This is a genomic window from Pseudoalteromonas sp. HL-AS2, assembly GCF_031198805.1.
In the GTDB taxonomy this organism is placed as follows: Bacteria; Pseudomonadota; Gammaproteobacteria; order Enterobacterales; family Alteromonadaceae; genus Pseudoalteromonas; species Pseudoalteromonas nigrifaciens.
The window spans coordinates 2,825,364-2,845,109 of the sequence record NZ_CP133571.1 but is presented as its reverse complement, the minus strand read 5'-3'; the positions used below and the strand labels follow the sequence as shown (position 1 = coordinate 2,845,109).

At 40.6% G+C, this 19,746-nt stretch carries 16 protein-coding genes; 10 read left to right on the top strand and 6 right to left on the bottom strand.

What is annotated here, in order from left to right:
* Positions 1–60: 60 nt before the first annotated feature.
* The 4 genes from hslU to priA form a co-directional block, all read right to left on the bottom strand.
* Positions 61–1,389 carry an HslU--HslV peptidase ATPase subunit gene (gene hslU, locus RB215_RS13245; RefSeq protein WP_179808004.1) on the bottom strand — a complete coding sequence of 443 codons (1,329 nt, stop codon included), beginning with the start codon at positions 1,387–1,389 and terminating at the stop codon, positions 61–63.
* Between the two features lie 11 nt (positions 1,390–1,400).
* Complete coding sequence (gene hslV / locus RB215_RS13240; RefSeq protein ID WP_011329373.1) at positions 1,401–1,919, bottom strand: ATP-dependent protease subunit HslV; 519 nt, start codon at positions 1,917–1,919, stop codon at positions 1,401–1,403.
* A gap of 79 nt (positions 1,920–1,998) precedes the next feature.
* Complete coding sequence (locus RB215_RS13235; RefSeq protein WP_011329372.1) at positions 1,999–2,526, bottom strand: SPOR domain-containing protein; 528 nt, start codon at positions 2,524–2,526, stop codon at positions 1,999–2,001.
* Positions 2,527–2,546: 20 nt separating this feature from the next.
* Positions 2,547–4,733, bottom strand: a complete 2,187-nt coding sequence (priA, locus tag RB215_RS13230) for a primosomal protein N' (RefSeq protein ID WP_011329371.1) — start codon at positions 4,731–4,733, stop codon at positions 2,547–2,549.
* A gap of 256 nt (positions 4,734–4,989) precedes the next feature.
* Here priA and rpmE point away from each other — a divergent pair, with 256 nt between their 5' ends.
* Together rpmE and RB215_RS13220 are read left to right on the top strand one after the other, a co-directional pair.
* Positions 4,990–5,205, top strand: a complete 216-nt coding sequence (gene rpmE / locus RB215_RS13225) for a 50S ribosomal protein L31 (protein WP_011329369.1) — start codon at positions 4,990–4,992, stop codon at positions 5,203–5,205.
* 544 nt (positions 5,206–5,749) lie between these two features.
* Complete coding sequence (locus RB215_RS13220) at positions 5,750–6,991, top strand: malic enzyme-like NAD(P)-binding protein (RefSeq protein WP_179808005.1); 1,242 nt, start codon at positions 5,750–5,752, stop codon at positions 6,989–6,991.
* Between the two features lie 98 nt (positions 6,992–7,089).
* Here the strand turns inward: RB215_RS13220 and metJ are convergent, their stop codons facing one another.
* The gene (gene metJ / locus RB215_RS13215) at positions 7,090–7,410 is read right to left on the bottom strand and encodes a met regulon transcriptional regulator MetJ (RefSeq protein ID WP_006793094.1); all 321 of its coding nucleotides are present in this window, start codon (positions 7,408–7,410) and stop codon (positions 7,090–7,092) included.
* A 199-nt stretch (positions 7,411–7,609) separates the two neighbouring features.
* Between metJ and metB the strand changes: the two genes are divergently transcribed.
* Positions 7,610–8,848 (top strand): cystathionine gamma-synthase, encoded by a 1,239-nt coding sequence (gene metB, locus RB215_RS13210; RefSeq protein WP_011329367.1) that lies wholly within the window; start codon positions 7,610–7,612, stop codon positions 8,846–8,848.
* A gap of 5 nt (positions 8,849–8,853) precedes the next feature.
* On the top strand, positions 8,854–11,199 hold the full coding sequence (locus RB215_RS13205) for a bifunctional aspartate kinase/homoserine dehydrogenase II (RefSeq protein ID WP_179808007.1): 2,346 nt from the start codon (positions 8,854–8,856) through the stop codon (positions 11,197–11,199).
* 89 nt (positions 11,200–11,288) lie between these two features.
* On the opposite strand, the gene RB215_RS13200 is transcribed toward RB215_RS13205, so the two are convergent.
* Positions 11,289–13,799 carry a penicillin-binding protein 1A gene (locus RB215_RS13200; protein WP_011329365.1) on the bottom strand — a complete coding sequence of 837 codons (2,511 nt, stop codon included), beginning with the start codon at positions 13,797–13,799 and terminating at the stop codon, positions 11,289–11,291.
* Between the two features lie 131 nt (positions 13,800–13,930).
* Here RB215_RS13200 and RB215_RS13195 point away from each other — a divergent pair, with 131 nt between their 5' ends.
* The 6 genes from RB215_RS13195 to aroK all read left to right on the top strand — a co-directional run bounded on the left by RB215_RS13195 (position 13,931) and on the right by aroK (position 19,736).
* The gene (locus RB215_RS13195; protein ID WP_011329364.1) at positions 13,931–15,010 is read left to right on the top strand and encodes a pilus assembly protein PilM; all 1,080 of its coding nucleotides are present in this window, start codon (positions 13,931–13,933) and stop codon (positions 15,008–15,010) included.
* Entirely contained in the window at positions 14,998–15,570 is a 573-nt protein-coding gene (locus RB215_RS13190; RefSeq protein WP_089368805.1) for a PilN domain-containing protein, read from the top strand. Before RB215_RS13195 ends, RB215_RS13190 begins: the two co-directional genes overlap by 13 nt.
* Positions 15,560–16,162, top strand: a complete 603-nt coding sequence (locus tag RB215_RS13185; RefSeq protein WP_197181845.1) for a type 4a pilus biogenesis protein PilO — start codon at positions 15,560–15,562, stop codon at positions 16,160–16,162. The genes RB215_RS13190 and RB215_RS13185 overlap by 11 nt, the downstream gene beginning before the upstream one ends.
* Positions 16,162–16,698, top strand: a complete 537-nt coding sequence (locus RB215_RS13180; RefSeq protein ID WP_011329361.1) for a pilus assembly protein PilP — start codon at positions 16,162–16,164, stop codon at positions 16,696–16,698. Before RB215_RS13185 ends, RB215_RS13180 begins: the two co-directional genes overlap by 1 nt.
* On the top strand, positions 16,685–18,775 hold the full coding sequence (locus RB215_RS13175; protein WP_089368803.1) for a type IV pilus secretin PilQ: 2,091 nt from the start codon (positions 16,685–16,687) through the stop codon (positions 18,773–18,775). The genes RB215_RS13180 and RB215_RS13175 overlap by 14 nt, the downstream gene beginning before the upstream one ends.
* Before the next feature lie 442 nt (positions 18,776–19,217).
* Positions 19,218–19,736, top strand: a complete 519-nt coding sequence (gene aroK / locus RB215_RS13170; protein ID WP_008466255.1) for a shikimate kinase AroK — start codon at positions 19,218–19,220, stop codon at positions 19,734–19,736.
* Positions 19,737–19,746 lie beyond the last annotated feature (10 nt).

Genomic DNA, 19,746 nt, shown 5'->3' with positions numbered 1-19,746 from the left:
TCATTAAAAAGCCCCCAGTGCGGAGGCTTTTAGTATAACTGTTTATGCAGCTAATTTTAATTAAAGAATATAGCGGCTTAAGTCTTCATCTTCAACCAGCGCACCTAAGTGTTTTTCAACATAAGCGGCGTCAACCACCAGTGATGTTCCGGCTTGCTCTGAAGCGTCATATGAAATTTCTTCCATTAGTTTTTCCATTACCGTATGTAAGCGACGAGCACCGATGTTTTCGGTTTTTTCGTTAACTTGCCAAGCAGCTTTAGCAATGCGCTCAATTGCATCATCACTAAATTCAATAGTTACTTGCTCAGTTTTAAGCAGTTCACGCTGCTGCTCGGTAAGCGATGCATGCGGCTCTGTTAAAATACGTTTAAAGTCATTAGCAGTAAGTGCTTCAAGTTCTACACGAATAGGAAGACGACCTTGTAGCTCAGGGATCATGTCTGATGGCTTAGCCATTTGAAATGCGCCTGAGGCAATAAATAGCATATGATCAGTTTTAACCATGCCATGCTTAGTGCTAACCGTACAACCTTCAATTAATGGTAGTAAATCGCGCTGTACGCCTTCACGGCTAACGTCTGGACCTGATGAGTCACCTCGTTTACAAATTTTGTCTATTTCATCAATAAACACAATACCATTTTGCTCAACTGCAAAAATAGCCTGCTCTTTTAGCTCCTCAGGGTTAACTAGCTTAGCGGCTTCTTCTTCGCTTAATAGTTTAAAGGCTTCTTTAATTTTTAGCTTACGTTTAGTGCGCTTATCGCCACCCATGTTTTGAAACATGCTTTGCAACTGGTTGGTCATATCTTCCATACCAGGAGGGGCCATAATTTCTACGTTTGGTTGTGCTTGAGCTAAATCAATTTCGATTTCTTTGTCATCTAATTGACCTTCACGTAGCTTTTTACGAAACGTTTGACGAGTTGAAGAGCTGTCATCGCGTTGGCTTTCGCCATATTGATCTTTAGCTGGTGGTAAAAGCGCGTCTAAAATACGCTCTTCGGCTGCTTCTTCAGCGCGATGCTTAAACTTTTTAGTTTGTTGCTCACGCGTCATTTTAATCGCAACATCGACTAAATCGCGGATGATGGTTTCTACTTCCTTACCAACATAACCAATTTCGGTGAATTTAGTTGCTTCTACTTTAATAAATGGCGCGTTAGCAAGTTTAGCTAAACGACGCGCAATTTCGGTTTTACCAACACCCGTTGGGCCAATCATTAAAATATTTTTAGGCGTTACTTCATTACGTAAATCATCACTTAACTGCATCCGGCGCCAGCGGTTACGCAGTGCAATAGCAACGGCTTTTTTAGCCTTTGCTTGACCAATAATGTGCTGATCTAGCTCGTGAACAATTTCTCTTGGGGTCATAGCAGACATAGCGGTTCCTATTACAATTCTTCGATAGTTTGAAAGTCGTTAGTGAATACGCAGATATTGCCTGCAATGGTTAGGCTTTTTTCTACTATTTCGCGAGCACTTAAATCGGTATTTTCCAGTAAAGCAGTTGCTGCCGATTGGGCAAAGTTACCGCCACTGCCAATGGCAATTAAGTCATTTTCTGGCTGTACTACATCACCATTACCGGTAATGATTAAAGAGGCAGTTTCGTCGGCTACAGCAAGCAGCGCTTCGAGCTTGCGCAAAGCGCGATCGCTGCGCCAGTCTTTGGCCATTTCAACCGCGGCTTTAGTGAGGTTACCTTGGTGCATTTCTAGTTTGCTTTCAAAGCGTTCGAAAAGGGTGAAGGCATCAGCAGTACCGCCGGCAAAGCCAGCAATTACTTTGCCATTATAGAGGCGTCGAACTTTACGGGCATTGCCCTTCATTACTGTATTACCAAGCGAAACTTGGCCGTCGCCGCCAATTACAACATTGTTGCCGCGACGTACACTTACGATAGTAGTCATATTATTCCTCATCATCGAGCTGCAGGGGCAGCTCGTAAAAAACGATTATGAAGAGGTTATATGGGTGAATGGTTTATTTTCAAGTCCAGCCCCAAATTCCGCAGCCGACTATTTTTACACGTTTAAGTTTATTTTTATCGCTCTCAGCTTGGCGCTTGGTTTTATAAGGGCCTAAGCGTACTTTATACCAAATGCCACTGCTGCCTGTGGTCTCTTTTATTTCAGAAATAAGCCCTGCAAAGGCTATTTTAGCTTTTAACGATTCAGCCTGTGGGTAGGTTCTAAATGAGCCGCACTGCATAACGTAAGGGCCTTTTTGTTCAAGTTCTTTTACTTCAACCTGAATTTCGTGGTTTCTAATTTCTTTAATAAACGCAGGCGTACGTGGTACAACAACTTCTACAGGAGTTGTAGGTACAGGGTTAGCTTGTTTTTCAACTAGCTCAGGATCGGCGTTATTTTTAATAAACCATAAGCCATAAGCAAAACCTGCCACCAATAAAGTAACAATTAAAACTAACAGTATTGGAAAGGGTTTTTTAGCGGGCGCTGATTTCGCTTTTTTGCGGTTTGCTGGTTTTTTGTTAATGTAATCGTGCTGTGCCATAGCTTTATTTTGGCCTTAACCTAAATCATGTCTATAGGGTCTACGTCTAGGCTCCAGCGTACTTTTTGTGCAAGTTTGCTAGTGCTTAGATAATCAACCATTTGCGCAAGATATTGGTGCAATACGCGGCGATCTTGCGCTTGAATGTGTAATTGAAAACGATACATACCTGCTACTTTTTCAAGAGGAGCAGGTATTGGACCGAGCAATTGTATACCAGTTACCCCGCTTACTGGAACCAAATCTGTCAAAAAATCGACGACTTGTTTTATATTGTGTCCTTGGGCGCGAACAATGGCCATATTCGTGATTGGTGGTAGGTCTGCATCTTCACGTTCACGCAGTGCAAAGCGAGCAAAATCCTGATAACCATTATTAACCAAATCTTGTAATAGTGGGTGCTCAGGAAAATGTGTTTGCAATAACACTTGGCCTGCCTCACCTGAGCGCCCAGCACGCCCGGCCACTTGCGTAACAAGTTGGGCTAAATGCTCAGTTGCTCTAAAATCACAGGAGTATAAGCCGCTGTCTACGTCTAAAATAACCACTAAACTTACATCGGCAAAGTGATGCCCTTTAGCCAACATTTGCGTGCCCACTAAAATGCGCGCGCCGCCTAGGTTTATTTCATCCAGTGCTTTTTCAAGGCTGCCTTTACGACGAGTAGAGTCGCGGTCGATACGTGTAACAGGGGTTTGTGGAAATTCACTCGATAAAAACTCTTCGATTTGCTCAGTGCCTTTACCATTAGGAAAAATTTGCGTGCTACCGCAGTCGGGGCATTGGTGTGGAACATGATATTGATCGCCACAGTGATGGCAAATCATTTGCCCAATAGCTTTATGAAAAGTGGCGCTGGTGCTGCAACGCTTGCATTCGCTTAACCAACCACATTCATGGCAAATTAACGTGGGCGAAAATCCACGACGATTTAAAAACACCATCACTTGTTTGCCACGTTTTAAATGTTGGCGCATGGTAGCAAGGCTGGCATGGGCAATGCCTGCTTGGTCGGGCTGACCTTTCATATCGAGTAATTTAAATTGGTTATCGGTAGCGGTTTGCGCGCGCTCAGTAAGGCTCAGTAGTTGGTATTTATTATTAATTGCTTTGTGCAGGGTTTCGAGTGCCGGTGTTGCACTGCCTAATATAAGCGGAATTTTATGCTGATATGCACGATACGCAGCTAAATCACGGGCATGGTAGCGCAGCGTGTCTTGCTGTTTAAAAGACGAGTCATGTTCTTCATCAACCACTATCATGCCGAGCTTTAAAAATGGCAGAAAAATACTCGAACGTGTGCCTATTACTATGGCGCAGCTGGCTTTTTCGCAAAAACGCCAGGTTTGTAAACGTTCATTATCGGTTAAAGCTGAATGCCAAAGCATAATGGGGGTGTCGGGAAAGCGGCGGCGAAAGCGGTTAACGGTTTGCGGGGTTAAGCCTATTTCGGGCACTAATACTAGTGCTTGTTCGCCGCGCTTTAGTACTTCTTCTAAACATTGTAAGTACACTTCTGTTTTGCCGCTACCGGTTACACCTTCTAATAAAAAGCTGCTAAAACCGCTGCTTTGATTAATTGTGGTGCAGGCAACCGCTTGCTCTTTGTTAAGTGTTGGTTTGCTACCCACTGTTGGGGCTACACTTTGCCAGTGGTTATCATGCTCAATTGACTGTGTTATGAGTGCCTTATCTATTAAGCTATCAATGGTTTTTTTACTAAAGCCCAAAGCTTTTAACTCGGTTAATGACGACTTGCCTGATTGCGATAGCTGCTTTAGTAAATTAAGTTGAGTCTTAGCTTTTAATGACGGCAGCAGCGCGCCTTTTTCCGTTAGGGCTACCATATTAATGCTGGTTTTATCAGGCGATTCGCCTTGGCGTAGTGCGCTTGGCAATGCAATATGAATGGTTTCACCCAGCGGGTAGCAATAATAACGGGCAGTAAAGCGCAGTAACTCTATGTGCTCTGCAGATAAAATTGGCGTATCGTCGATAATTTCAAAAATTGCCTTTATTTTGTTTTCAGGCACTTCGGTTGTTGTTTTAAGCGCTAAAACCACGGCTACTTTACGTTGATTACCAAAGGGTACTAACACCCGCATTCCGGGTTTTAATGGCGCAGAAGCTTCACCAAGCTGGCTATCTACTTTATAATCAAAGGTGCGCGGTAGTGGAACTTTTATAGCAACTTCAACAAAATACATAGTAACTCAACTGTTAAAAAAATAATGGGGGAGGGCGTGCTAATACTTGGCCCTAATGTACTAAAAATACAGCTAAAAACCTACTACCAAATAACCTTGTTTACTCAAAATGGTTATTTTTTTAGCAAAAATACTAATTAATGCTTGTGTGCTTGATGGTTGTTGGATAAAATCCGCCACCAATAAATTTGTTTTAACGACGTATGGTGCCAGACTCCGGGTTTGGAGAGCGATGCGGCCTTAACTAGAGGTTTCTATGAAAGAAGGTATTCACCCTAAGTACGAAGTAATTTCTGCAACTTGTTCATGTGGAAACGAATTCGAAACTAGCTCTACTCTGTGTAAAAATATTCACCTAGACGTTTGTTCTGCGTGTCACCCGTTTTACACTGGTAAGCAAAAGATTTTAGACACTGGCGGACGTGTTGATCGTTTCAACAAGCGTTTCGGTGCACTTGGTAGCAAAAAGTAATTATTGCTATTTAGTTAAAAAAAGCATCTTAGGATGCTTTTTTTATGCCTAAAAATCCTCTAACTTCCCCCTAACCTCGCTAGTTTTAAGTTTATTGCTTTTTGCATAACTATTTCCTGTTCTTATTCTCGGTATGCATAAACCTTTGCAGACAAATGACTTAATATTCTCTATATTTTTAATAGCTTAATTTTCAACTCGGTTTCTAAAAGTAGCCAACATGAAGCTATGTGTTGTTAAAGCAGAATAAATAATCGCTTTTAGCTGATTTTATTTACGTTTTAAAAACCTGTTTTGTGAATAATACTTTTAACTAAAATAAGCTTGAAAAGTGTCTTTTAGCACAATTTATATTTATGAAAAGTAGCGGTGTTTTTATCGAAGTTGCTGAAAATTCGCTTAAAATTAACAGATCTAGCATATAACAGGATAGACCTGATATTGCTTGGAATTTAAAAATAATAAGGGTATCGTACTTTAAGGCATGTTAAGTGTCGCTTTACTCCCTCTCACTTTAACTTAAATTGCAGGATATAATCGCGTTATGTCGGACTTTCGTGAACAAGCACTACATTATCACTCTCACCCCGTTCCAGGTAAAATCAGCATTGAGCTAACCAAGCCTGCAGAAACGGCTCATGATCTCGCTTTAGCTTATAGCCCCGGTGTAGCTGAGCCGGTGCGTGAAATTGCTGCTGACCCTGCAAATGCCTATAAGTACACAGGTAAAGGTAATTTGGTTGCAGTGATCACCAATGGTACTGCCATTTTAGGCTTAGGAAATTTAGGCCCGTTAGCGTCAAAACCGGTAATGGAAGGTAAGTCGTTGCTGTTTAAACGCTTTGCAGGTATTGACTCAATTGATATTGAAGTAAAACACCGCACCACCGAAGACTTTATAAATACTGTGGCTAATATTGCTGATACTTTTGGCGGTATTAACCTTGAAGATATTAAAGCACCAGAGTGTTTTGAAATTGAAAAGGCGCTTATTGAACGCTGTAGTATTCCTGTTTTTCATGATGATCAGCACGGCACGGCTATTGTAACGGCTGCAGGCATGATAAATGCGCTGGAAGTGCAAGGCAAAGATATTGAAGATGCAGTTATTGTATGTTTAGGTGCCGGCGCTGCAGCGATTGCTTGTATGGAGTTATTAATTAAGTGTGGTGCACTGCGTGAACATATTTATATGCTTGATCGTAAAGGTGTTATTCACACTCGCCGTGATGATTTAAACGAGTACAAACAGTTATTTGCTAACAATACCGATAAGCGTACATTACAAGATGTAATTGAAGATGCTGACGTATTTGTTGGTGTATCGGGCCCTAACTTATTATCGGCCGATGATTTAAAATTAATGGCAGCAAAGCCAGTCGTATTTGCTTGTTCGAACCCAGACCCTGAGATTGATCCGGCATTGGCACACGGCGCACGTAGCGATTTAATTATGGCAACAGGGCGCTCAGATTACCCTAACCAAGTTAATAACGTGTTGTGTTTTCCGTTTATTTTCCGTGGTGCACTTGATGTGCGTGCCAGTGAAATTAACGATGAAATGAAAATTGCAGCAGTTGAAGCTATTCGTAGTATTGCCAAAGAGCCGGTTCCACCAGAAGTACTAAAAGCTGCCGGTGTCGATAAGCTAGCGTTTGGTGCAGAGTATATTATTCCTAAGCCTATGGACCCGCGTTTATTGCCGCGTATTGCTAAAGCAGTTGCATTAGCAGCCATTGCTTCAGGCGTAGCGCAAATAGAGCTGCCAGCAAACTATATGGAATAAGCAGCATTATGTTGCTCGGTATTAAGTTACTTCAGTGTAATTTATAGCCATAAAAAAACCTCAGCCATGCTGAGGTTTTTTTGTTTAAAAGCCGCTGTTTAGTCTTCGTTTAAAACAGGAACTTCTAAGCCCATTTCTTGCATTATTTTTTTCACTTCTTCAGGCACTTTTTCGGCGTTATCTTTACGTAAATCATCATCGTTAGGTAACGGTTGCCCAGTAAACGCATGCAAAAATGCTTCACATAATAGCTCGCTATTAGTTGCATGGCGTAAGTTATTAATTTGCCTACGGGTGCGTTCATCGGTTAGTACTTTTAATACATTTAGCGGGATCGAAACGGTGATCTTTTTAACTTGCTCTGATTTTTTCCCGTGTTCTGCGTATGGGTGAATATACTCGCCATTCCATTTTGCCATAAGATGTATCGTTGCCTCAGATTATTAATTGCTCACCCTACTAAAAAATAGCGCGAATATGCGTGAAATTCTATCGATTTAAACAAATTAGTCAAATACTTGTTGCACAGATGGCTAGGTGTTTAAATGTTTTGACTTCTTAAGTTGAATGAATTACTGTTTTAGACGTCTAAACATCTAAATAAAGCAGGTAATAAATATGAGCGAAAAAAATAAAGCGACAATTGCAGTTCGCAGTGGTGTCGATGCTGATAAGCACCATGGCGCGGTTGTGCCTCCGCTGTATTTATCAACCACTTATTCGTTTGCCGACTTTGATACAAAACGTCAATATGACTATGGCCGCAGTGGTAATCCAAATCGTGATACTTTAGCCCAAGCACTCAGCGAACTCGAAGGTGGTGCTCGCGGCATTATTACTGCAACAGGAATGGCTGCCGTACATTTAGCCACTCAGCTGCTTAATAGTGACGATACGTTAGTGATCCCCCATGATTGTTATGGCGGCAGCTATCGCTTATTTACCTCATTACAAAAGCGCGGCCTATTAAAACTCGAAGTGTTAGATTTAACTAAACCAGAAAGTTTGCAGCAAATTTTAGTAATCAAACCTAAGTTAATTTGGATAGAAACCCCTAGTAACCCTATTTTACGTTTAACTGATATTAAAGCAGTAACCGATATTGCGAAACAATGCGGTGCTTTGGTAGCCGCAGATAACACTTTTTTATCGCCTGCATTACAAAACCCGATTAAATTTGGCGTTGATATTGTGGTGCACTCAACCACTAAGTACATAAATGGCCACTCAGACGTGGTTGGCGGTGCGGTTATTGCTGCAACTGACGAACTAGGTGAAGAACTGGCTTGGTGGGCAAATAATATTGGTATAACGGGGGCACCGTTTGATAGTTACTTAACTTTGCGTGGCTTGCGTACTTTAAATGTACGCTTACGGCAGCATCAAGAAAATGCCTTAGCTATTGCTAAGTACCTTGAAAGCTCAAAATTTGTTAGCCAAGTATATTACCCGGGGCTAGAGTCGCATCCACAACATGAATTGGCTAAAGCACAGCAACTTGGTTTTGGTGGCATGGTTAGTTTTGACATTAAAGGTGATGTAAATGACGCAGCTGCATTTTTAACAAACCTTAAAACATTTAGCTTAGCTGAATCTTTAGGTGGCGTAGAGAGCTTAATATGCCACCCAGCAACAATGACGCATGCAGGAATGGAAGCCGAGGCTCGTTTAGCCGCTGGCGTTGGCGATACGCTTATTCGTGTGTCGGTAGGTATTGAAGATGTAGCAGATTTATTAGCAGACTTTGATCGGGTATTTAATTTAGTGCAACCAGGTCAGCACAATAACGCAGGTAAAGCAGGTGCTAGCGCAAGTAGTAATGTTAAATTGAGCGCTGCTCACCCGGCGTTGTGGTAATTAATATGACTAATAATATTCATAAGTTTGGTGGTTCGAGTTTAAGCTCAGCCGAGCGCTATAAAAGCGTTGCAAAAATAATTTTAGGGCAAGCTCAGCCCGGTGATTGTGTAGTGGTATCGGCTGCAGGAAAAACCACAGATACATTAGTAAAACTGTGGCAAAGTTATCAGCAGCACGATACTCAAGCGCTCGCTGATATTGTATTGCAATTAAACAATCATCAAAGTGATTTAATAACGCAGCTACTGCAGGGCGATTTAAAGCGCAGCGCTTTAACCACTCTAAATGAAGAGCTAAGTTTAGTTGCTAAATTAGCGAGTACTGAGCAGTTGCAAGAAGCGGCGCTACTCGCCCATGGTGAGTTGTGGTCAGCTCGTTTGCTCGCTGCGTATTTACAGCAACTTAATGTTGCTGCATGCATGCAAGACGCAAGAGGCTTGTTTACGCTAAGTGATGGACAATTATTGCATAGCCAAAATACACAGCAGTGTAGTGAGCTTATTAGCCAGCACAAAATTAACGTGGTAACAGGGTTTATTGCGGCTAATACCCAAGGCGATACGGTCACTCTTGGTCGCAATGGTAGTGATTACAGTGCAACCTTATTGGCAAGTTATTGCAATGCTAAACAAGTATATATTTGGACCGATACACAAGGGATATTTAGTACCGACCCACGTAAAGTTAACAAGGCCATTAAATACGCTAAGGTATGTAGAGCGCAAGCTAACTTATTGGCAAGATTAGGTAACCCCGTTTTACACGCTAAAACATTATCGCCACTTAAAAATACCGATATAAAGCTTGCGGTGCGCAGTAGTTTTGACGTGCAAGCAAGCTCAACAAATGTAGTGAAAGAGGGCTGTGTAAAACAAAAACGCTTTATTACTACATTAGAAAATATAGATTTACTTAGTGTTGAAGGGCTAGTTGAGGGTGAGGTAACTCAGGTTAGCCAGCTTATTCAACATAGTTTGCATCATTTTAGTAGCGCGGGTGAAACTTACCTAATAGTACCGGCAGTAGCGACCCATCAAGTAGTTAGTTACTTTGCAGGAAGAGCCAATATTAGCGAGTCTAACCTACATGGTTGCGCGCTAGTTGCTCCTGAGCAAGATATAAACTTATTGAGTACTCAGGCACGCGAGTTGCTCAATTTGCATAATATTGAACCTCGCTTTGTGCATCAAGATAGTGGTTATGTATTGCTACTGACGGATCAGCTTATTGATAGTGATGTGCTTAATGTGCTGCACGATAAACTGATCACTAAAGGCCAAGAAATTGCCTTAATAGTGGCAGGGCTTGGTAACGTAGGGGATGTATTTGTTAGCCAACTATCGGCGCAGCTAGCACGTTTATCAACCGACTTTAATATTAAGTTAGTGGGATTAGCACGTTCGCAAAAACTGCTATTTAATCCCAGCGGCATAAATGTACAGCACTGGAAGAACCAATGGCAGTTAGAGGCTGTTGACTATAGCAGCCAAGATTTATTAACCGCTATTGGCCAGCTTGATTACGAGCATAAAGTGGTTATAGATATAACCGCCAGCGAGCAATTTAGTCAGTTATACCCAGATTTTGTTGCGCTTGATTGTCATTTAATTAGTGCTAATAAGTATGCTGGTACCGCGCCAACTCCTTGGTATAAAGCGTTGCAGCACAATATTGCGCAGCGCAATTTATATTGGCGCTATAACGCTAGTGTGGGTGCCGGTTTACCAATTAATTTTGCCCTTGCAGATTTACAAAACAGTGGCGATAAAATAACACGTATAGAAGGTGTTTTTTCGGGTACGTTATCGTGGTTATGTAGTATGTATAATGGCGCAACTGCATTTTCTGAGTTATTACTTGAAGCGCAACAAATGGGTTTTACTGAACCCGATCCGCGCGAAGATTTATCGGGGCGAGATATGCAGCGTAAGCTACTTATTTTAGCGCGAGAGTTAGGGGTTGAATTAGACCTTAACGACATTGCCTTAGCGCCGTTAATGCCCGATGAGCTAGCACTAGGTAGCTGGGATGACTTTTTAGCTAATAAACATAAGCTCGACACTTTTATTGAAGAGCATGCACGCAATGCAAAATTACAAAACGCGGTACTTCGTTATACAGGTTTACTGAGTATTGAGCACGATAGCGTAACGGCCAAAGTAGGGTTAGCGTATGTTACGCCCAATGACGCATTAGCAAACTTAACCCCGGGTGATAATATTTTTGTTATTAACAGCCAGTGGTACAGCAATAATGCCTTGATTATACAAGGCCCAGGTGCTGGTAAGGAAGTGACTGCAGCAGGCGTTCATTCTGACTTATATTGGCTGATAAAAAACTTAAAGTAATAATTAAATAAAACAAAAAACGGCAACCTAAGAAGGTTGCCGTTTTTTAGCGTAATTAACCATTTAGCTAATGAGAGATGTGCTTATGGTTAAAATAGCTCTTCTTCTGTTTTGGTGTTTTCTTCAAAAATATCGCTTGGCTGCGAAAGCACATAACTAGTTGGGGTAGTGCCTTTTTCAAAGTATTCAAAGCGGCTAGTATAATCATTTTTGTGGCTTAATAAGCCAGTCGCTAAATCAATACGAATAGAAACTAATCCTTCAGGTGGTTCAATTGGCGCTTCTGGTTGCCCATCAAGAGCTGCCCTCATAAATTCATTCCATGCCGGTTGAGCTGTTTTAGCGCCCGATTCAGCCCCTGTTATTTGACCACTATCAAGGTTGTTGTTATAAGCAGAACGACCTAGAGTATTGCCAGGGTTGTCAAAGCCAACCCATACTGAGGTGAGTACATTGCGGTTAAAACCACTAAACCAAGTGTCAACAGAATCGTTTGTGGTACCTGTTTTACCCGATAAATCACGACGCCCTAAACGCTGTGCTCGCCATGCAGTCCCCGTCCAGCCTGTTTTATTGCTCCAGCTTCCGCCGCCCCAAATTGCGCTGTTCATAGCGTCTGCAATTAAAAAAGCATTTTGTTTAGAAATAATACGTGGGGCACATTGCACTGTTTGCTGCGCTTTTTCACCTTGCTCAGTATTTTCTATCGTTAGGCTGCTGTTATTTTCGATAGCGAGGGGCTGCGTGTTCTCATCGCAGGCTAGGGCTGGGTTTGCTTTAAATAACACTGTACCAAAGGCATCTTGAATTTCAGATATAAAATACGGTTCTATTAAATGCCCGCCATTAGCAAACGCGCTCATACCACGAGCAAGTTCTAATGGAGAAATGGAAGCACTACCAAGCGCTAAGGATTCACTGCGGTTAATGTCTTTATTATCAAAACCAAATTTAAGTAAATGATCGGCAGTACGTTGCAAGCCTACACCACGTAGAAGACGAACCGAAATAACGTTTTTAGATTGCGCCAATGCGCGGCGAATACGAATTGGGCCATTATAAACTGCAGGGCTGTTTTTTGGGCGCCATGCAATACCTTGGCTTTTATCCCATTGATTAATTGGAGCGTCGTTTAAAATGGATGCTAAAGTGTAGCCTTTTTCCAGAGCTGCAGAGTAAATAAAGGGTTTAATGTTTGAGCCGACTTGGCGTTTAGCTTGCACTGCACGGTTGTACTGGCTTTGCTCAAAACTATAACCACCAACAATTGCTTTAATACGGCCATCTTGAGGGTCTAAAGACACAATGGCACTAGAGGCTTCAGGAATTTGACTCAATAAATAATTATTATCGTCGTTTTTACGTAGCCATATTTGTGCACCTGGTACTAATATTTCAGTTGCAGCTTTAGGAGCAAAACTTTGGCGGTAACGCGTAATATATTTACGTGCCCACTTTAAGTTATCCCATGTAAGTGTTGCCAGTTCACCATTTTTTAGTAAAACGTCGGCTGTTTTTTCGTTAACCGCCAATACCACTGCTGCTTGTAAGTCGCCAAGCTGTTTTACGTCTTTTAGCTGGTTAAGAATTTGTGCTTGGCTTAATGCTGGTTGTGTTTGCGCATCCCATAATAAACGCTCTGGACCTCTAAAACCGTGGCGCATATCGTAACTATGTAAGTTATTTACTAAAGCCGTTTGCGCAGCTTGTTGAACGTGGGATTCTACCGAGGTAAATATTTTAAAGCCAGAGTTGTACGCTTTATCAATACCGTATTTAGCAACCATTTCTGCACGCACCATTTCAGATATATAAGGTGCGTATAAATCTATTTCAGCGCCATGAAAAACGGCCGTTATAGGTTGATTAATAGTCTCTTCATATTCGCTTTGGGTTATATAACGTTCAGACAACATTCTACCAAGTACGACATTACGACGCGCTTTAGCACGCACTGGATTGCGAATAGGATTAAGCGCTGAAGGTGCTTTTGGCAGGCCGGCAATCATTGCCATTTGCGCAAGGGTTAAGTCTTTTAGTTCTTTACCGTAATAAACTTGCGCTGCTGCACCAATACCAAACGCCCTATTACCTAATTCAATTTTATTTAAATACAGCTCAAGAATTTCGTTTTTGCTTAATAAGTTTTCAATATGTATCGCGATAAAAATTTCTTTTACTTTACGAATGTAGGCTTTTTCGCGGGTTAAGAAAAAATTACGTGCTAGCTGCATAGTAATAGTACTAGCGCCTTGTTTTTTCTCTCCGGTAGATATAAGTACAAGTGCAGAGCGCACTATACCTATGGGGTCAATACCAAGGTGATCATAAAAGCGGCTGTCTTCGGTGGCTAAAAATGCATTAATGAGGGGTTGTGGTATTTGGTCTATTGTGACCGGAATTCGTCGTTTTTCACCAAATTGATTGATCAACAGACCATCTTTAGTGAATACTTGCATAGGAGTTTGTAATTGCACGTCTTTTAAAACTTGCACACTTGGGATATCAGGTTTAACGTAATAATAAAGGCTGAACAAAGTGATCAGTCCAAATAATGTGCAAATGATAAAAAATTGTAAAGTTCTTTTTAATAAAATCACTGATATTTCCCTAAATGGACTCCCAATTACAAGTTGAGGCTGCTAGTATATATTGATTAAAAAATGAATAGTATTTTTTCAGATAAGAATTATAACTTGTTTATTATTAAAACAAAGGCAAAGTTGCAAACATGCTAAGTCAACTATTTAAAAAGCCATCGCCGATGATGGTAGGCATTGATATAGGATCGCACTCTATCAAAGCTGTACTGTTAAGTGAAACAGACACTGGGCTTCGATTAGAAGCACTTGCAATTGAACCTATGCCAAAAGGCGCCATGAGTGAGCGTACTATTCAAGATATTGAAGCAATTGGTAATGTAATAACTAAATTAAAACGAAAATTACCTAAATCACTAAAAGAAGCTGCGGTGGCTGTTTCAGGCCAGACCGTGATCACCAAGGTGATTTTCATGGATGTCACCTTAAGTGACGCTGAATTAGAATCGCAAATTGAAATTGAAGCAGACAGCTTAATTCCTTATCCATTAGATGAAGTTAATCTTGATTTTGAAAAGCTATCAACCAATGCCGCCGATCCTAGTAAAATGAATGTATTGCTTTCGGCTGCGCGTACTGAAAGCGTTGAAGCACGTGTTGGCGCGTTAGAAGCGGCTAACTTAGTTGCTAAAGTGGTTGACGTAGAAAGCTACGCATTAAGCCGAGCAATGGATGTGTACTATCAACAGTTACCAAGTGATGCATTTAATAAGTGCGTTGCAATTGTCGATATTGGCGCGGTATTAACACTCGTAAGTGTAGTGCAAGCGGGTGATACAATTTATACCCGCGACCAAGTGTTTGGTGGCGATCAATACACTAATAGTATTGTTACTTATTATAATAAAGGCTTTGATGAAGCTGAAATTGGTAAAGCAACCGGCGACTTACCGCCAAATTATACCTTTGAAGTACTTGCACCTTTTCAAACAGCCTTGCTACAACAAGTGCGCCGCGCGGTGCAAATGTTTTTAACCACCACGGGTAAAGATCAGCTAGATTATATTGTATTAACCGGTGGTACAGCTATGATTAGCGGTTTTGAGCGCTTATTAGTCGAAGAGTTAGGTATACACACAATTGTAGCCGAGCCATTTGTAAATATGGAAATATCTCCTAGAGTTGACCGTAATGTATTACAGCGTCATCGCACGCAATTTGCTATTGCAACAGGACTCGCTTTGAGGAGCTTTTCATCATGCCACATATAAATTTACTGCCTTGGCGTGAACAACAGCGTGAAGACTCAAAAAAGAAGTTTATTACTTCATTAATTGCAGTTGTTGTTTTGTGTTTTTTGAGTATGTATTTATTGAGCTCATTTTATGGCGCTTTAAAAGAGGGTCAAAATCTAAAAAACAATTACCTTAGTGCAGAAATAAGTATGCTAGATAAAGAAATAAGAGACATTAGAGAGCTAGATAAGAAAAAAGAAAACCTGCAGCAGCGTATGCGCTTAATTGAAAACCTGCAAAGGAGTCGTAATTTAGGCACGCAAATTATGGATGAAGTCGCAAAAATAGTACCTGCAGGGGTTTATTTAACTAAGCTAGAGCGACGCGGTAATCAAATTCATGTACTTGGAAAAAGCGAATCGAATAATCGCCTTTCAACCTTGTTACGTGAAGTGCAAGGTTCTTATTTATTAGAGCGCCCAGTAATGCAAGGTATTGTTGCTGGCGATAAATCTTCGCGTTTGTTGAGTGATTTTAATATGGAATTTTATGTAAAACCATTCGATAAAATTGGCGAGGTACATGATGAACCTTGATTTTAAAGCATTTAAAGATGTAGATTGGAATGAAATAGAACTTGATAATATAGGTGAATGGCCGGTTATTGTTAAAGTTATTTGCGGTGCTTTTATTGCGGGTTTAGTGTTGTTTTTTAGCTATAGCTTATTAGTTTCAGATGAAATAGACAGTTATCACAACGCGGTAGCCAAAGAGGTGGAGCTGCGCACTACTTATCGCACCAAATATGCGATAGCCAGTAAACTAGATATTTATCGACTGCAAATGATTGAAATGGAAGATAAGTTTTCTCAGCTATTAAAACGCCTACCAACCTCTAATGAAACCCCAGGCTTGTTAGATGACTTATCTTATGTGGGTACTACCAGTGGCTTAACCTTTTTAAAAATTGGTTGGTTGCCTGAAGTTGAAAAAGAATTTTATACCGAACTGCCAATAAAAATAGAAGTGGTAGGGACCTACCATGAATTTGGTCAGTTTGTAGGTAAAGTGGCTCAATTACCGCGAATTGTTAGTTTACATGACTTTTCTATTTTATCATCTGGAGAAAAGCAGTTAACATTTAGTGTGATTGCAAAAACTTATCGCTACGAAGAGGGGACTAAATAATGAATAAACTCCCTTTAGTGGCTATTTTTACAATGTTATTGAGTGGCTGTAATAGTGACACTTCTGAACAAAAAGAATTTATTGATCAGGTAAAAGCAAGTACAACCCCCAGAGTGGAAAAAATACCAGAGCTCATTCAGTTTGAGTATTTTGAATACAATGCAGGTCAATTGCGTAGCCCATTTGTAGCTCCACAACCTGAAATTATACAAAATAAGTTAACGCAAATTAAAAACTGTTTGCACCCAGATCCAGATAGAGTTCGTGAGCCATTAGAAAAATATCCGCTAGATAACCTAGCGATGAAAGGCACGCTAGGTTCTAATAGCCAAACATGGGCACTTATTACTGCTGCTGATGCAACGCTGCATAGAGTAACCGTAGGGAGTTACTTGGGCACTTACGACGGAAAAGTAAAAAAAGTGAGTAGTGACTATATTGAGTTAATAGAATTAATCCCTGATGGATCTGGCTGTTGGAAAGAGCGTCAGACTAAATTAGAAATGTTAGAGGCGACAATTGATGGCGCAAATTAATAACAAAAAAGGTCATACAAATATGTATAAGGATGTAGGTTCGCTTCATCGTGTATTGTCAGCTTTATTAGTGATTTTTGCACTATTAATAGCCAAAACTGCGGTAGCTGAGCCGCTACTTTATGACGTGCGCTATAATCCATTATTAAAAGGCGAAACCGAACTACAGCTGGTATTTGATGAAGAATTAACCCAGCAACCAAGTATTCAAGTGTTCAATAGCCCAGCGCGTATAGAAATGCTGTTTACCAATGCACAGTTAGATCAAGGGTTAGCCGATGTTGCTGTTAATTTGGCTGGAATAAATAATGTAACCAGCGTAATGACAAGTAACGGTTTAAAAGTAACGGTACATCTTGAGCGTTTGAAAATTTATGAAACCCAGGTTAATAATAATCTGGTCTCGCTGCGTATCTCTGATAATCCATTAACCGAGCAAGCGCTAACGACTGATGATGCTGCAGATAGCATTGGCGGTAGTTACATTAATCGTATTCAATCTATTGATTTTCGCCGTGGTGAAAAGGGCGAAGCTAAAGTATTGGTATTTTTGCAAGATACTCAAGCCGCAATAGAAGTACATGAAAGTGGCGGTAAAATTATTGCAGAGTTTCATCACACTGATATTTTAGATGATTTATTATACGAATTAGATGTACTTGATTTTGGTACTATCGTAAGCAATATAGAAACCTTTAAAGAAGATAACCTGAGCCGAATTGTTATTGAGCCAAACGCAGCATTTACGTTTACTTATCAGCAAATAGATAATATTTTTACCTTAAATGTTGAGAAAGACGAAACCCAAAATGCTTACCTTGATGGTGGTAAAGAATATCAAGGTCGACCAATGACCCTGAACTTTCAAGACATTTCGGTACGTGCAGTCTTGCAAATTATAGCCGGATACAACGACTTTAACTTAGTAACCAGTGATTCTGTAACGGGCAATATAACGCTACGCTTAGATGGCGTGCCATGGGATCAAGCGCTTGATGTGGTACTCAGAATAAAAGGCCTTGATAAGCGTATGGATGGCTCTATTTTAATGGTAGCCCCATCAGAAGAGCTTGCAGCACGTGAAGCAAAAGACTTAAAAGCAAAGCAACAAGTAGAAGATTTAGAGCCTTTGTACAGCGAGTACATTCGCTTAAATTATGCAAAGGCCGAAGATTTTGCAGATTTACTAAAAACGGACACTAACAGCATTATAACCCCAAGAGGGAGTGTGTCGGTTGATCAGCGTACCAATACATTATTAATGAAAGATACGGCAAAAAGTATCGAAAGCGTACGCCGCATGGTCGAAACGCTAGATATACCCGTAAAGCAGGTTGTAATTGAAGCGCGCATGGTAACCGTACGCGACAACGTTACAGAAGATTTAGGGGTACGTTGGGGCTTTAGTGATCAGCAAGGAACCGATGGTATTTCAGGCACCCTAGAGGGGGCTGAAAACATCTCTAATGGTAATATTCCAAGTTTGTCTGATAGATTAAATGTAAACCTGCCGGTTGCTAATCCTTCAGCTAGCATAGGTATGCATATTGCTAAACTAGCTAATGGTACGTTAATTGATTTAGAGCTAACTGCGCTTGAAGAAGAAAATAAAGGTGAAATTATTGCCAGTCCGCGAATTACTGCGGCTAACCAGCAAAAGGCGAGGATTGAACAAGGTACCGAAATACCTTATGTTGAATCAGCCTCTAGTGGTGCGACAACAGTAAGCTTTAAAAAAGCAGTACTTAGCTTAGAAGTAACACCGCATATAACACCTGATAACAAAGTTATTTTGAATTTAATTATCACTCAAGATACCCGAGGTGATACAGTACAGACCGGAACAGGCCCTGCGGTTGCAATTGATACGCAACAAATTGAAACGCAGGTACTGGTAGAAAATGGCCAAACAGTTGTTTTGGGTGGTATTTTTCAACAGCAAATTATTAATTCGACCAAAAAAGTTCCTTTATTGGGCGACATTCCATACATTGGAAGACTGTTTAAAAGTACCAGTGAGTTTAACGAAAAGCGTGAACTACTGATTTTCGTCACTCCTAAGATACAAGTTGATTAGGACGTGATTATATTTGAATATTGATTTTGCAGCACTCTACTTAGTTTACTAAGTAGAGAATATGCAGTGTGGTTACTTCCCAAAATATGCGATAGCAGCATAAAACCAACATGCGCTGCCCTTCGGGTGCACTCTAGTGTTATTTTGCGCTTTACTGTGTGAGTTTTACATAACATTACGTAGTAAAGTTATCAGTAATTTGATAAATACAACTTTGGATTGCACAAATTTTAACCATGAAAAATAAATACTCCCTAAAATAAGCTAATGTTTTGTTAACTAATGGATGATTATTTAGATTAATTGCTCGTTATATGGCTTTTTATGCTAATTGACTTGAAATACCCAACCGATTACTGAGATAATCCTCTCCTTAATTTTGGGGCCAGGTCGTTAGGCGGGGTTTTATTTCAAATTTTAGAGTTCGTTTGTACTAAAAGATATGGCTGAGAAACGTAATATATTTCTAGTTGGCCCCATGGGGGCTGGCAAAAGTACGATTGGTCGTCACATCGCTGACCAATTACACCTTGAATTTGTTGATTCTGATCAAGAAATCGAACGCCGTACCGGTGCAGATATTGCCTGGGTGTTTGATCTTGAAGGTGAAGAAGGCTTTAGACTTCGTGAAGAATCTGTTATTGGCGATCTAACCGAAATGCAGGGTATTGTACTTGCAACCGGTGGTGGTTCAGTAATGAGTAAAGAAGTTAGAAACAAGCTTTCGGCTCGCGGTATTGTAGTATACCTAGAGACACCGATTGAAAAACAAGTTGCACGCACACAACGCGACAAGCGTCGCCCATTACTGCAAACAGAAGAAGCACCTCGTGATGTATTAGAGCGTTTAGCAGAAGAACGCGAACCGTTATATAAAGAAGTGGCTGATTTTGTTGTACGCACTGATGAGCAAAGCGCTAAAGTTGTTGCTAACCAAATCATCGAGAAATTGGATTTTTAATTACTAATAT

Excerpts from the sequence above, each read along its gene's own strand:
- hslU (WP_179808004.1), bottom strand. The coding sequence starts at position 1,389 with ATGTCTGCTATGACCCCAAGAGAAATTGTTCACGAGCTAGATCAGCAC.
- hslV (WP_011329373.1), bottom strand. The coding sequence starts at position 1,919 with ATGACTACTATCGTAAGTGTACGTCGCGGCAACAATGTTGTAATTGGC.
- RB215_RS13235 (WP_011329372.1), bottom strand. The coding sequence starts at position 2,526 with ATGGCACAGCACGATTACATTAACAAAAAACCAGCAAACCGCAAAAAA.
- priA (WP_011329371.1), bottom strand. The coding sequence starts at position 4,733 with ATGTATTTTGTTGAAGTTGCTATAAAAGTTCCACTACCGCGCACCTTT.
- rpmE (WP_011329369.1), top strand. The coding sequence starts at position 4,990 with ATGAAAGAAGGTATTCACCCTAAGTACGAAGTAATTTCTGCAACTTGT.
- RB215_RS13220 (WP_179808005.1), top strand. The coding sequence starts at position 5,750 with ATGTCGGACTTTCGTGAACAAGCACTACATTATCACTCTCACCCCGTT.
- metJ (WP_006793094.1), bottom strand. The coding sequence starts at position 7,410 with ATGGCAAAATGGAATGGCGAGTATATTCACCCATACGCAGAACACGGG.
- metB (WP_011329367.1), top strand. The coding sequence starts at position 7,610 with ATGAGCGAAAAAAATAAAGCGACAATTGCAGTTCGCAGTGGTGTCGAT.
- RB215_RS13205 (WP_179808007.1), top strand. The coding sequence starts at position 8,854 with ATGACTAATAATATTCATAAGTTTGGTGGTTCGAGTTTAAGCTCAGCC.
- RB215_RS13195 (WP_011329364.1), top strand. The coding sequence starts at position 13,931 with ATGCTAAGTCAACTATTTAAAAAGCCATCGCCGATGATGGTAGGCATT.
- RB215_RS13190 (WP_089368805.1), top strand. The coding sequence starts at position 14,998 with ATGCCACATATAAATTTACTGCCTTGGCGTGAACAACAGCGTGAAGAC.
- RB215_RS13185 (WP_197181845.1), top strand. The coding sequence starts at position 15,560 with ATGAACCTTGATTTTAAAGCATTTAAAGATGTAGATTGGAATGAAATA.
- RB215_RS13180 (WP_011329361.1), top strand. The coding sequence starts at position 16,162 with ATGAATAAACTCCCTTTAGTGGCTATTTTTACAATGTTATTGAGTGGC.
- RB215_RS13175 (WP_089368803.1), top strand. The coding sequence starts at position 16,685 with ATGGCGCAAATTAATAACAAAAAAGGTCATACAAATATGTATAAGGAT.
- aroK (WP_008466255.1), top strand. The coding sequence starts at position 19,218 with ATGGCTGAGAAACGTAATATATTTCTAGTTGGCCCCATGGGGGCTGGC.